This is a genomic window from Acidocella sp. KAb 2-4 (assembly GCF_020567705.1).
GTDB lineage: Bacteria > Pseudomonadota > Alphaproteobacteria > Acetobacterales > Acetobacteraceae > Acidocella.
This window is the reverse complement of the sequence record NZ_JAJDJU010000002.1, coordinates 24122-37595: the sequence shown is the minus strand read 5'-3', so window position 1 is coordinate 37595 and position 13474 is coordinate 24122. Positions and strand designations below refer to the sequence as shown.

Here is a 13474-nt window from a genome sequence, read left to right as displayed (position 1 = left end):
GCGGTAAAATTGAAGGGGCCGGGAATGAGCAATCTGGAATCGTCACTCAGCGCGTTGATGAACATGACCGGCGCGATCTGCGCGGCGGTGGTGGATTCCAATAGCGGCATGATCATCGGCAGCAAGGGTAACGGCATCGACATGGATGTCGCCGCCGCGGGCGATACCGAGGTGATCCGCGCCAAGCTGCGCACGATGAAGGATCTCGGCCTGCAAGGCGGGATCGAGGACATCATCGTCACCCTCGACAGCCAATACCAGATCCTGCGCCCCATCCAGTGCTCGCGCGACCTGTTCCTCTACGTCGTGTTCGACCGCGACGGCAGCAACCTCGCTCTCACCCGGCGCAAGGTGCAGGAAGTCGACCGCGAATTGGTGATCTGACCCGGCGCGGCTTGGCCTTGCCCCCCGCCAGGAGGTAACAAGGCGCATGAGCGCCGCCGATATCCATGGCGCGGTCGAGGCGGCCATCGGTGAAGTGCCGGGCTGCCTCGCCGCCGCCTATCTTGACCTCGCCGCCGGGGTGGCGCTGCACATGGCGGCGCGCGACGCGCTGACGCCGGCGCTGCGCGAAAACCTGCCGCTGGCCTGGATGGGGCTGTTCACCCCCGGCCCGCTGGCGCTGTTCGATGCCCGCCTGACCGGCGCCAGCTTTCCCACCACGCCGCGCGAACTCATCGTCAATGGCGAGACCTCGACGCATTTATTCCTGCGCGGGCGGCTTTATCCTGATTACGGGGCGGTGTTCGTCTGCGCCCATGGCGCGAATTTCGGCTATACGCTCTACAAGGCGCGCGCCGCGCTGGCGCGCATCGAGGCCGCCCTGCAATAGCCGCCGTCAGGCGAATTTCAGCGCGACGAACCCGGCGACGATCAGCACCGCGATGCCCGCCGTGATCAACCCCAGCCGGTCCTCGATGAAATCGCGCGCCGGAGCGCCGAACAGGCGCAGCAGCACGGCCTCGATAAAGAACCGCCCGCCGCGCGTCACCACGCTCGCGCCCATGAACAGCGGAAAGCTGAACGCCGCCGCCCCGGCCGCGATGGTGACGATCTTGTACGGGATCGGGGTCAGACCCTTGATCAGGATGATGGCGACGCCGTATTCGGCGAATTTGTGCTGAAAGGCGGCGAAGGCCGCCTCGTAATGGTAGAAATGGATGATCGGCTGCGCCAGCTTGGCGAATAGCGCGTAGCCGATCAGATAGCCGAGCGCGCCGCCGCTCACGCTGCCCAGCGTCGCCACCAGGGCCAGCCATGGTGCCCGGCGCGGCTGCGCCAGCGCCATCGGAATCAGCAGCACATCCGGCGGGACCGGAAAGAAGCTGGCCTCGGCGAAGGCGATGGCGAACAGCCAGAGCGGCGCCGTGGGCCGCTCGGCCAGGGCGAGCACGCGGTCATAGCTCCGGCGCAGCATGGCGGCTCAGTCCTGCACGATGACCGAGCGGTGGCGCAGATCGTCGAGCAATTGCTGCGACTCCATCTGCACGCGCTGCTGGATGATCATGTTGCCAATATCCTCATCCGAGGGCAGCGCCTCGGCCTGTTGCTGGCGCGAGCACACCATCACCACCGACACGCCATCGCGCGACACCAGCGGCTCGCTCACCTTGCCGATGGGCAGGTCGCCCAACAGCGTCTGAAACGCCGGCGGGGTCACGGTGGCGAGGTTGACCGGGCCGGGATCGGCGGGGCGCACATTGCCATAGGTGGCGTTCAGCGCCGTCATGTCGTCGCAGGACTGCACCTGGTGCGACTTGGCGACGAGCTGGTTGATCACCGCCGCCTGCGCCGGGCCGACCTGACCGGAGGTGATCGGCGTCGGATACGGGGCGTAGGCTTGCCGGATGTTCAGCACGGTCTGCGGCTGGTTGCCGACCTCGTGCTTGTCGAGCAGCTGCACCACCTCATACCCCCCGGGCACGCGGATGGGATTGGAGATCGCGCCCACCGGCATCTCGCTCACGGTGGCCGCCACCGGGGCGTCGAGCTGGCTGAGCTGCACATAGCCGAGATCGCCACCCGAGAGCGCCGTCTGGTCCTGGCTGAACTGCGCCGCGATCACCGGGAACGGCGCGCCCGCGCGCAGCTGCGCGATCACCGTGTTGGTGAAGTTGCGCGCCGTGACCTCGTCATCGGGGCCGGTGACGGGGATGAAGATTTCCGCCAGGTGATATTGCGTGCTGCCGATCGTCGCCTTCAGCGCCGCCTTCTCGGCATTCATGTCGCCCGGAGTCGGCTGCAGCCCCGGCCCGAGCACCTGGTGCAGCACCTGCTGCCAGCCGAGCTGCGTGCGGATCTGCGCCAGCAGCGTGCTAAACGGCACGCCAACCGCGGCGAGGCGCTGCCGCAGCCCGCCCGCCGGCATGTTGTTGCCCTGCTCGATATGCGCCACCGCCTGCGCCACGTCGTCATCGCTGACGGTGACATTGCGCTTGGCAATCTCCTGCTGCTCCAGCGTCTGGTCGATGAGCTGCTTGGTCACCTGCGGCGAGAGCCGGGTGATCACGTCCGGCGTCGGATTCATGCCGGTGGAGATGGCGAGCAGCCGGGCGCGGTTATACACGTCCTGCGAGGTGATGACCTGGCCGTTGACCACCGCGGCGATGCTGGCCGATTGCGGCGCGGCGCTGGCGAGCGAGACCGTCTGCGCCCCGGCGGGGGCGGCGAGGCAGGCTGAGGCGAGCAGGGCGGCGCGGAGAAAATGCTTCATAGGGCGCTGAATCCAACATTACCGAGGGTTTTGAAATTGAACTGGACGAGCACCAGCGTATTGCCGGTGTCCAGGTTGAACGAGGTGAAGCGCTGGCTGTAAATCAGGTTCACACCGAAACAATTATTCTGCCAGCCGGCGCTGAAATTGGCGTTGTCGAAGCGCCCGGTCTGCAAATTGCGCTGGGTCCCGGCCGAGAACGACCATGGCCCGAAATTGGTGGTCACGCCGGCGGTGAATTCGTGCCGCGGCGTAAAATACCCGGCTGGCGGGTTCAGCGTGATCTGCCCGGTCGGGCTGGCGGTGTCATACAGCACATACGGGTCGGTGTTGGTGTAGAGATAGCCGCCCGTGACGGTGAGCAAATGCGTGCCGACGCTGGCGGTGCCATCAATCATCCGCGCCCCGAGATCGGTATGCGACAGCCGGGTACGGTAGGAAAGGCTCAGCCACGGCGCCGGGGTGACGATCAGATGCCCGACGATGTCGGAGACATTATCGGTCAACCCCGAGCCGGGCAGGTAGTTGTGATCCTTATGGAAGCGGTAGGACTGGCCGAGCATCCCGTCCACGCTCGCGCCCGAGGGCAGATACCACGCGGCATGCAGCGCGTAATCCACCCGCTCGCCGCCCTCCAGCCGGTCGATGCCGGGGTAGCGGTTGAGGTCGAACAGATTGGCGTCGGAGAATTCGAGATCGAGGCTGTCCTCGTTCGGGATGCGGATATTCTGCCTGATGCCGACATTGGGCGAGGCGACGAGCTGCACCTCCGGCTCGATCAGCTGGGTGCCCAGATGCCCCGCGCTGCGCACCCAGGGCCAACGCAGCATCACCGCGCCATAGGGCTGTACCCGCCCGGTGCTGGCCGAGCCGAAGCGGCCGTAATTGGGCTGCTGGTAGAGCTTGCCCGCTTCATATGAGGCGGCGATGAGTTGCACCCGCGCCGTACCGGTGATGCCATCGGGCAGCATGAACGGCACCGCATAGCCCGGCACCACCGCGGCGCGCACGGTGTTGGTGCCGACCTTGCGGAACACGTTGAACACGCTGGCATCAACGCTGAACTGCCCGCCCAGCGAATCCTGCGCCGAGACGAAGTGATACTGGCCATAAGGCAGCACGATCGGCAGGCGCGCCTGATCCACGCTCGCCACCAGGCCCTGGAAGGTCTCGGCATCCAGCCGCGCATAGGCGCCGGGCGAGAAGCCTTCGAGATAGGCATTGCTGGTCAGGAACGAGGCGTTCGGCAGGATGGTGAAATCATCCAGATACAAGGCGCTGGAGGCGCGGTTGTACTGGAAGCCGGCGCGCCAATCCTGGTTGAGGTCGAACGTGCCTTGCGCGAACACCGCATCGCCCAAATGCCCGCGATCCTGCCCGCCCGAGGCGGTAATGTTCAACGCGCCATCATTGAAGGCGCGGCGGTATTCGGCGCGCAGCGCCGGGCCCTGCTTGCTGGCGATGATCGGGGTCAGGGTGAGGTCGGAGGAGGGACCAAGCACCCAGTAATACGGCAGGCTGACAAAGGCGCCGAGCCGCGAGGTGGCGCCGATGCCGGGGATCAGGAACCCGCTCTGGCGCTTCACCGAGGGGTCGGGCTGTGTCATGTAGGGCAGGTAAAACACCGGCACGCCCTCAAACTCCATGCGCGCACCGCGGAATTCGATCATGTGGTGCTGCAGGTCGCGGGTCGCGCTATCGGCCTTGATCTGCCAGGTGGGCGCGGCGCGCGGGTTGGTCTTGCACAGGTCGCAGGCGGAATACACCACCTTGGCGAGCTCATCGACCTGGCCGTTATAGCGCTCGCCGCCATTGGCGATCAGCCGCGCATTATCGCCGAGCCGCGCCGCCACGCCGCGCATCACGGCGTCCTTCATGCCGCGCTCCAGCACCGCATGATTGGCATAAACCGTGTCGCCCCCCGGCTGACTCAGCGCGACATGGCCGCTCGCCGTCACCTCGCCGGTGGTGCGGTCCAGCGTCACCTCGTCGGCATAGAGCGTCTGCCCGTTCTGGATCGCGCGCACATGCCCGCTGGCGGTGACGATGTTGCCGGTCTTGTCATAGCTCACCGAATCGGCGGTGAAGCTGACCGGCGCCTGGGATGAGGCCACCGGCGCCGATGGCGTTTGTTGCGCCCCGGCCACGCCGGCCAGGCTGGTGGAGGCGGCGAGCAGGAGCAGAAATTTGCCAGTGCGGGTCATGCTTCAGCCATCTTCCAGATGCAGCAACAACGCAAGCGCCAAAAACAATCCGGCCAGTGCCGGGGCCCAGGCGGCCAGCACCACCGGCACCGCGCCCGAGGTGCCGAACTGGTTGGCGACCTCTGACACCATGAACAGCGCGAAGCCGCTGCCCACGCCCAGCACGCCCATGCGCAGCGCCCCGCCCCGGCGCGACGGGCGCATCGAGAACCCGGCCGCGACCAGCGCCATGGTGGCGCAGAACAGCGGCAGCGCCGCCAGCGCCTGGAAGGCCAGCTCATGCTGGGTGGCCGAGAAGCCGGATTGCTTGAGCAGCCGGATGAAGCCCGGCAGCGCCCAGAAGGACAGCGAATCCGGCGAGGCGAAACTCTCCTGCACCCGGTGCACGGTGAGATCGGTGGGGAATTCCAGCGTATCGGCATGCTGCGGCGCGCTATCCGGGGCCAGTACGCTGACATCGGTGAGCGTCCAGGCGCCCGGATCCAGCGTGGCATGCGCCGCCTGGATGCGCGCCAGCAGCGTGGTCTGCCCATCCAGGCGCAGCACCATCACCTTATCGGCCTCCAGCGAGTTGCCGTGCAGCACCACATTGCTCGCATGGAGCACCGCCACGCCGTCGGGCACCATCCCCGAATCGGCCTGGCGCACCCATAACTCGCCGCCATTGAGCGAGAGCGGCCCGCCGCCGGGCTTGAGATAGACATTGTCCAGCGTCTCGGCGCGGCCATACATCAGCGCCGAAATCGGACTGATCCCGCCCGTGCCAAACGCCCCGAGCAGCGCCGCCAGCAGCACCGGCCCGGCCAGAAACTGCCAGGCCGAGATGCCCGCCGCGCGCGCCACCACCAATTCCGAGGAGCGCGCCAGCCGCCAGAACGCGAAGATGCCGCCCAGCAGCACGGCGAAGGGCAGGATCTGCATCACGCTCCAGGGCACGCGCAGCGCCTCGATTTCCAAGATCACCCCGAGCCCGGCCTGCGGGCGCGTCGCGGCCTCGCGCAGCAATTCCAGGAAATCGAACAGCGAGACCAGCCCGGTGAGCGCGAACAGCATCACCAGCACCGCGAGCGCGAAGCTGCGGCCGAAATAGAGGGACAGGGTGAAAGGCAACTTCATGCGCGCGGGGCGCCCTGGCGCGCCAGCAGATAGGCCGCCCACAGCCCGGGCAGCAGCGTCACCGCCCAGATCAGCGGCAGCAGCCGCACATCGCGCGCGGCCAGATTGCTCACCCCCAACCCCAGCGCGACCAGCACCGTCACCACCGCCACCGCGGCGGCGGGGCGCAGAATGCCGCCATACCGGCGGAACGCCCCGCCCAGCACCGCCACCAGCCCGACCAGCGTGTAACTCAGCGTGCTCAGCGGCGCGGTCAGCCGGCGCTGCGCCTCAACCAGCCATTTGCCGCGCTCATCGGGGCGCAGCTCAGGGCTCGGATGCAGCAGCGCGGGCAGCGACGCCTCCGAGGCATCGACATAGTCGCGCCCGCCCAGCTTGGCCGGCTGCGCGAGCGAGAGGATGTTGCTCTTGAAGCTCAGCACGTCGAGCTGCCCGGTCTTGGGGTCGATCTGCTCGCGCGAGCCATTCTCCAACTCCACCACCGGCCCATCGGGGTTAACAATCAGCCGCCCGGTGCGGGCCAGGATGGTGGCCGGGGCGTTGGGGTCACGCCCATCCTCGATAAGGATGCCGCGCAGCGCGTCATCCGGCCCGCGCGCCTGCACGTAAACCGTGATCTGGCCGGTGACCGGGGTGAACACGCCCGGCTCCAGCAGGAAGGCGGCGATCTGGTTGCGGATCTCGTATTGGTAGTCGCGGAAGGCGCCGAGGCAGGCCGGCACCACGCCCAGGGTGAGCGCATAGCCCAGCAGCACCGCCCCCGCCGCCACGCCCAGCGCCGGGCGGGCGAGCGAGAGATCGGAGAGGCCGATGCCGCGCATGATCGTCAACTCGCGGTCGCCCGAGAGGCGGCCATAGACGAACAGCACCACGATGAAGCTGGTGATCGGCAGGATGGTGGCGATGAAGCTCGGCACCAGCAGCGAGGTGAGGCGGATGAACACCAGCGGCGACAACCCATGCGCGACGATGATCTGGATGAAGCGCAACGATTGCGTGAGCCAGATCAGCGCGACGAAGCCGAGCGTGACCAGCAGCAGCGCCACGCTGAGCTGGGTGCCGATATATCGGTCGATCCGGGTGAGGTGCAGGCGGCGCGGCATGGCGTGAGTTTCTGGCGGGGTCATCGGGCAATGGCAAGAGCGCCCCCACATGCAGCCCGATTGCGGCGAAACCATGAAGCCCCGGCGGCTCCGGCCTTCAGGCCGGGCGGCGGCGCTCATCCAGCATCGCCACGCCCCATAGCACGAGGCCGCCCGTGGCGGTCGCCGCCCCCACCCAGCCCGAGGCGCCCCAGCCCCAGCCCGCGGCGATCGCCATCCCCGCCAGCCATGGCCCCAGCGCGTTGGCGGTGTTGAAGGCCGAGTGGTTGAGCGCGGCGGCCAGGGTCTGCGCGCCCTCGGCCACCTGCATCAGCCGCGCCTGCAGCGGCGTGCCCAGCCCGCCAATACCGCCGATCAGCAGCACGATCACCGCCATGCTCCACAGCGCATGGATCATGAACGGGTATAAACAGAGGCAGGCGATGGTCCACACCAGCACCCCGGCGATGGTCGGCATCAGCGCGCGGTCGGCGCACCAGGCGCTGACCAGATTGCCCGCGGTGAAGCCGGTGCCGAGCAGCGCCAGCATCACCGGCACCACATAAGGCGAGGCATGGGTGGCGCCCAGCAGGGTGGAGGCCAGATAAGTGTAAACCGCGAACATGCCGGCGAAGCCGATGGCGCCCATGCCCAGCGCCAGCCAGACCTGCCGCCGCCCCAGCGCCGCCAACTCGCCCAGCGGCGAGGGCGCGTCGCCCCCATGCCGCTTCTGCCGTGGCGCCAGCGCCTGCACCAGCGCGGCGGTGAGCAGCGGCAGCAGCGCCACCAGCCCAAAAGCCCAGCGCCAGCCCACCGTCTGGCCGATGAAATTGGCCAGCGGCACGCCGAAAATCGTGGCGACGGTCAGCCCGGCCAGCACGCGCGACATCGCCTGAGCGCGTTTATGCTCGGGCACCAGCGAGGCCGCCACCAGCGCCGCGACCCCGAAATACGCCCCGTGCGGTAGCCCGGCGATGAAGCGGAACGCCAGCATCCAGCCGGCCGAGGGGGCGAAGGCGGTGAGCCCGTTGCCCAGCGCGTAGAGCAGCATCAGCCCGACCAGCACATCGCGCCGGGGCAGATGCGCCGCCAGCAGCGCCAGCACCGGCGCGCCCACCACCACGCCCAGCGCATAGGCGCTGATCACATGCCCCGCTTGCGGCGCGCTCATCCCCAGCCCGGCCGAGAAATAGGGCAGCAGCCCCATGGTGCCGAATTCGGTGGTGCCGATGGCGAACCCGCCCATCGCCAGCGCGAACAGCGCCAGATTCACCTGCAGGCTGGTTGGCTCGGTCCGCGCCGTCATGTCATCACTCCTCACATATTGGCGCGGAGGTGCGGCGGCGGCGCGGCGATGTCAATGCCGGAAGGTCACCGCCCGCCCCTGCGGCTCGCCCGGCACCACGCCCTCGAACATCACCACGCTCCCGCGGATGATGGTCGCCATCGGCCAGGCGGTGCAGTCCGTCCCGGCGAAGGGCGTCCAGCCGCATTGGCTGGCGATCATGCTGTTCTCGATCCGGCGCTTGGCCTTCATATCGACGATGGAGAAATCGGCGTCGTACCCGGCGGCGATGCGCCCCTTGCCGACCGCGCCGTAAATCCGCGCCGGCCCGGCCGACATCAGATCCACCAGCCGCAACAGCGAGAGCCGCCCGGCATTCACCTGGGTCAGCATCAGCGGCAGCGCGGTCTGCACCCCGGTCAGGCCGGAATGGCAGGTCGGCCAGGGGCGCTCCTTGGCCTCGGCGGCGTGCGGGGCGTGGTCGGTGGCGATGGTGTCCACCGTGCCATCGGCCACCGCGGCCCAGGCGGCGTCCTGATGCTCCTTGGAGCGGATCGGCGGGTTCATCACCGCATAGCCGCCCAGGCGCTCATACGCCTCCGGCCCGCATTGCAGCAGATGGTTCACCAGCACCTCGCCGCTCATCAGGTCCTTGTGGTCCTTGATGAAGGCGAATTCCTCGCGCGTCGAGACATGCAGGATATGCGCGCGCTTATTGGTCTTGCGCGCCAGCGCCGCGATGCGCCGCGTGCCGCGATAGGCACATTCCGGATCGCGCCATTCGGCGTGGCTGGCATAGGGGTCGCCCACCTGGAAGCGCGGCTTGCGCTCCTGCAGGCGGTATTCATCCTCGGAATGGAAGGCGACGAGATGGCGCGAGGCGCGCAGCACGCGCTCGATATTCTCGTCATCCTCGACCAGCAGATCGCCCGTGGACGAGCCCGCGAACACCTTGATCCCGCACACGCCCGGCATCTCCTCCAGGCGGCCGAGATCATCGGCGTTCTCCTTGGTGGCGCCCACATAGAAGCCGAAATCGCAATAAGCGTGGCCGGGGATGTAGTCGTATTTGGTCCGTACCGTCTCCTCGGAGGTGGTGGGCGGCTTGGTGTTGGGCATGTCCAGCGCCGTGGTCACCCCGCCCAGCACGGCGGCCAGCGAGCCGGAGCGCATATCCTCCACCCCCGGAATGCCGCCATAGCCGCCATCGCGGAAATGCACATGCGGGTCGATGATGCCCGGCAGCACATGCAGCCCGGCGGCGTTGAATTCCTCGGCGGCGGGACCGAGATTTTTGCCGATGGCGGCGATCTTGCCGCGCTTGACGCCAATATCGGCCTCCACCTCGCCCCAGGGGAGCACCACGATGCCGTCACGGATCAGAAGGTCAAAGCTCATATCTGCCTCAATGTGGAAAACACGTCGCCCGCGGCGGGCAAATCCAGCACATGCCGCCGGTGCCACAGCGCGGTGAATAATAGCACCCAGGCCGCCGCTCCGGCACGCTTCTCGCCCGCGCGTTCCAGCAGCGGGCGCAGCCGGTCGGGCGCCACCAGATCCTGAATGACCGGCTGGCGGGCCAGCAACTCGGCTAGGGGCTTGGCCTGGGCGGCGATCCAGGCGCCCACCGGCACGTCGAACCCTTGCTTGCGGGCGAAGGGCTGCGCCGCCGGGAGCGCCGTCTCCAGCCAGCGGCGCAGCAGATATTTGCCCAGCCGCCCGCGCACGGCCAGCGAATCGGGCAGCGAGAAGGCGAAGGCGGCCACCTCTTTATCCACAAACGGGGTGCGCCCTTCCACGCCATGCGCCATCAGGCAGCGGTCGAGCTTCAGCAGCAGGTCATGCGGCAGCCAATCGGCCATGTCGGCCTGCTGGGCGCGCTTCAGCCGGGTCAGGTGCCGCGCCGCCCGCTCGGCATCGGCGATGCCCTCGCGCCAGCCTCGCGGGGCCTCGCGCAGCACGTCCAGCCCGTCGAACACGCCGCGCGCGCGCATCTTCCTGGGGAAGAACCGCCGGGCCGCCGCACGGTAGCGGCCATAGCCGGCGAACATCTCGTCGCCGCCCTCGCCGGAGAGGATCACCTTCACGCTCTTGCGCGCCTCGCGCGCCAGGAACCAGGTGGGAATGATGGCATAATCGGCCACCGGATCATCCATCCCGGCCACGATTTCGGGCAGATGCGCCCACATCATCGCCTGGGTCACCTCCAGCCGCTCATGCCGCGCGCCGACGCTGGCCGCCATCGCGGCGGCGGCGTCGCGCTCATCGGCCACGCCGGGCACGTCGAACCCGGCGGTGAAGGCCAGCACAGGGCTGGTGTTCAGCCGCGCCATCAGGGCCAGGATGGCGGCGCTGTCGATGCCGCCCGAGAGGAACATGCCATAAGGCACATCCGAGCGCTGATGCAGGTCCACCGCCTCGGTCAGCACCGCGTCCAGTGCGGCCAGCGCGGTCTCTTCGTCCTTCGGCGCGTTCCAGGCCGTGGGCATCTCAAGGCGCTGGCGCCGGCTCACCTGGCCGCGCCGGATTTCCAGCGTCTCGCCCGGCAGCACGCGCTGGATGTCCGGGAAGATGCTCTGCGCCCCAGTGGTGAATTGCAAATTGAGCAGCTCGCCCAGCTTGCGCGGGTCGATCTCGCGCCGCGCCACGCCGCCCGCCAGCAGCGCCCCCGGCTCCGAGGCGAAGGCCAGCCCATCCGCCCCGGCGGCGATATAAAGCGGCTTGATGCCGAACAGATCACGCGAGAGGGTGAGAGTGCGGAACGCGGCGTCGTGGATGGCAATGGCGTACATGCCGCGCAGATGCCGCCCGAAATCCAGCGCCGCGCGGGCGAACACCTTGAGCGGCGGTTCGCAATCGCTCTGCGTCGCGTAGTCGCCGCCGAAGCGCTCGCGCAGCTCGCGGTAGTTATAGATCTCGCCATTCGCCACCAGCCGCAGCGGGCCGTCGGCCAAAGGCTGGTCGCCCGTGGCGAGGTCGATGATGGCGAGGCGGGTGTGCAGAAGCGCGCCGGTGGCGGTGGTGTAGCGCCCCTGCCCGTCCGGCCCGCGATGCGCCAGCGCCGCCAGCATGCGCGTGAGCATCGCCTCGTCCAGCGTGGCGCCAGGGCGCAGCGAGATTCCGGCGATGCCGCACATCAGCGACGCACCTTGTTAAAGAAATCCAGCCACGCGGCGACCACCGCCGGCTCCGCGAATTCCGCCGCGAACCGCGCCCGCCCGGCGGCGGCCAGCCTGGCGCGCAGCCCGGCATCGCCCAGCAGCCCGCGCGCCGCCTCGGCCAGACGCCCGGCATCATCCACCGGCACCAGCAGCCCATCCTCGCCGTCGCGGATCACCTCGCCTGGCCCCTCGGCCCGCGCCGCCAGCACCGGGGTGGCGGCGGAAAACGCCTCCAGCACCATATTGCCCAGCGGCTCATGGCGCGAGGAGGAGACAAACATATCCGCCGCCTTCAGCAGCGCCCCGGTGTCGCGCCGCCAGCCCGGCAGCTTCACCCGCGCGCCCAGTTTCAGCTCGGCCACGAGCGCCTCCAGCGCCGCGCGCTCCGGACCTTCGCCCGCGATCACGCAATACACCTCCGGCAGCCGCGCCAGCGCCTGGATCAGCGTATCGAACCCCTTCACCTTGTGCAGTCGGCCCAGCCCAAGCAGCAGCGGCGCGCCCTCGGGGATGCCGAACTCCGCCCGCGCCGCCGGAACCTCGGCGGCGAAATCGGCGACGAAATTCGGCAGATACGCGGTGCGCTCACGCGGAAAACCGGTGCCGGCGATGTAATCGACAATGCCGTGCGTGTTCCCGACTAGATAGCGGCAGGCGCGGAAATATTTGAGATCGTAATACCCGCCGAGACGGCCGATATTCACCCAATCCCCCTGCGGCAGATGCGCCGCCGCCCGGCTCATCCAGGCCATGGCGATATCGGGCTTGAAGGCGCGCAGGGCGGCCGCGATGCGGGGCTTGGTGAGTAGGTCCAGCCTGCCGCCGAAGCGCAGTTGCACCGGGTGCAACCCCAGCGCGGCGAGGCGCGCGGCGCGCCCCGGCTCGCGCCGGATCACCGGCAGAACCTCCTGCCCGGCGCGGGCCAGCGCCCCGGTCATGCGTTCGTAGAACAGTTCGGCCCCGCCATTGGCGGCACCTGCCATCACCTGGGCTATGCGCATAACAGCGTTCTCGCCGCTTTCAGCACATCTGTCACCTGCAAGCCCGTCATCGGCGCCTCGCCCTCGGGCCCCGGCGCCACGGCGATGGCGGTGCGCGGCCCGGCCGGGGCGTATTCGCTGGCCTTGGAGCGGCCGAACAGCCCCAGCGTCGGCGTGCCTGCGGCGGCGGCCAGATGCATCAGCCCGGAATCATTGCCGATGAAGATCGCGCTGCGGCGCAGACAGGCGGCGGCCTCGGGCAGGCTGAGCTTGCCGACAAGATCAACCGCCCCGGGAATCGCGGCCAGCACGGGCGCGGCGCGGCGCGCCTCATCCGCCCCCGGCCCGCCGAATATCGCCGCCCGCGCCCCCGGCAGCGCCGCCGCCAGCGCCTCGAACACCGCAACGAAGCGTTCCGGCGGCCAGATCTTGCCGTCCCAATTGGCGGTGGGGGCGAGCGCGATCACCGGGCCATCACCCAGCAGCGCCGCGGCCTTGGCGTCGTCCGCCGGGGCGGTCCAGGTCACTGGCAGCGGCGCCGGCTCATAACCCAGCGCTGCGCCAAGCTGCTGATAGCGCCGCCCCGGGCGCCGGCCGCCCTTGATAATGACCCGCCGCCGCGCCGCCAGAAACAGCGAGATGCCGGAGCTGCGCACATCCACCACCAGGTCCCAAATTTGCCCGGCCACTTGCCGCCACAGCCACAGCCAATGCAGGCTGAAGCGGCGTTTCTCGAACACGATCAGCCGCTCCAGCGCCGGGAAGCGGGCGAACACGCCCTCGGCCACCGCCCCGCAGGCGATGGTGAAGCGCGCCTCCGGGTGCTCAAGCCGCAGCCGCTCCAGAATGCCACAGGAGATCACCGCATCGCCAATGCGCGAGGAGGTGATGAACAGGATTTTCTTCATGCAACGCCGCCTCTAGCGCGTTTGT

12 protein-coding genes are annotated in these 13474 nt (G+C 68.6%); 2 read left to right on the top strand and 10 right to left on the bottom strand.

Annotation, left to right across the window (positions count from 1 at the left end; translation table 11 throughout):
- Positions 1-24 precede the first annotated feature (24 nt).
- Together LI953_RS01780 and LI953_RS01775 are read left to right on the top strand one after the other, a co-directional pair.
- Complete coding sequence (locus tag LI953_RS01780) at positions 25-384, top strand: roadblock/LC7 domain-containing protein (RefSeq protein ID WP_227074262.1); 360 nt, start codon at positions 25-27, stop codon at positions 382-384.
- A 46-nt stretch (positions 385-430) separates the two neighbouring features.
- Positions 431-832, top strand: coding sequence for a hypothetical protein (locus tag LI953_RS01775; protein ID WP_227074261.1), 402 nt, complete (start codon positions 431-433; stop codon positions 830-832).
- A gap of 6 nt (positions 833-838) precedes the next feature.
- Here the strand turns inward: LI953_RS01775 and LI953_RS01770 are convergent, their stop codons facing one another.
- From LI953_RS01770 to LI953_RS01725, 10 genes are all read right to left on the bottom strand, one after another.
- A complete protein-coding gene (locus LI953_RS01770; RefSeq protein ID WP_227074260.1) occupies positions 839-1417 on the bottom strand; it encodes a YqaA family protein in 579 nt (192 codons plus the stop codon).
- Between the two features lie 6 nt (positions 1418-1423).
- Entirely contained in the window at positions 1424-2713 is a 1290-nt protein-coding gene (locus LI953_RS01765) for a peptidylprolyl isomerase (protein WP_227074259.1), read from the bottom strand.
- Positions 2710-4917 (bottom strand): LPS-assembly protein LptD, encoded by a 2208-nt coding sequence (locus LI953_RS01760; protein WP_227074258.1) that lies wholly within the window; start codon positions 4915-4917, stop codon positions 2710-2712. Before LI953_RS01760 ends, LI953_RS01765 begins: the two co-directional genes overlap by 4 nt.
- Before the next feature lie 3 nt (positions 4918-4920).
- Positions 4921-6033 (bottom strand): LPS export ABC transporter permease LptG, encoded by a 1113-nt coding sequence (gene lptG / locus LI953_RS01755; RefSeq protein ID WP_227074257.1) that lies wholly within the window; start codon positions 6031-6033, stop codon positions 4921-4923.
- Positions 6030-7136 carry an LPS export ABC transporter permease LptF gene (gene lptF, locus LI953_RS01750; RefSeq protein WP_227074256.1) on the bottom strand — a complete coding sequence of 369 codons (1107 nt, stop codon included), beginning with the start codon at positions 7134-7136 and terminating at the stop codon, positions 6030-6032. The genes lptG and lptF overlap by 4 nt, the downstream gene beginning before the upstream one ends.
- 97 nt (positions 7137-7233) lie before the next feature.
- The gene (locus tag LI953_RS01745; protein WP_227074255.1) at positions 7234-8421 is read right to left on the bottom strand and encodes an MFS transporter; all 1188 of its coding nucleotides are present in this window, start codon (positions 8419-8421) and stop codon (positions 7234-7236) included.
- A gap of 51 nt (positions 8422-8472) precedes the next feature.
- The gene (locus LI953_RS01740) at positions 8473-9798 is read right to left on the bottom strand and encodes a dihydroorotase (RefSeq protein WP_227074254.1); all 1326 of its coding nucleotides are present in this window, start codon (positions 9796-9798) and stop codon (positions 8473-8475) included.
- The gene (gene asnB / locus LI953_RS01735; RefSeq protein WP_227074253.1) at positions 9795-11537 is read right to left on the bottom strand and encodes an asparagine synthase (glutamine-hydrolyzing); all 1743 of its coding nucleotides are present in this window, start codon (positions 11535-11537) and stop codon (positions 9795-9797) included. The genes LI953_RS01740 and asnB overlap by 4 nt, the downstream gene beginning before the upstream one ends.
- Entirely contained in the window at positions 11537-12562 is a 1026-nt protein-coding gene (locus LI953_RS01730) for a glycosyltransferase (protein WP_227074252.1), read from the bottom strand. Before LI953_RS01730 ends, asnB begins: the two co-directional genes overlap by 1 nt.
- The gene (locus LI953_RS01725; protein ID WP_227074251.1) at positions 12553-13449 is read right to left on the bottom strand and encodes a glycosyltransferase family 9 protein; all 897 of its coding nucleotides are present in this window, start codon (positions 13447-13449) and stop codon (positions 12553-12555) included. The genes LI953_RS01730 and LI953_RS01725 overlap by 10 nt, the downstream gene beginning before the upstream one ends.
- Between the last annotated feature and the right edge of the window lie 25 nt (positions 13450-13474).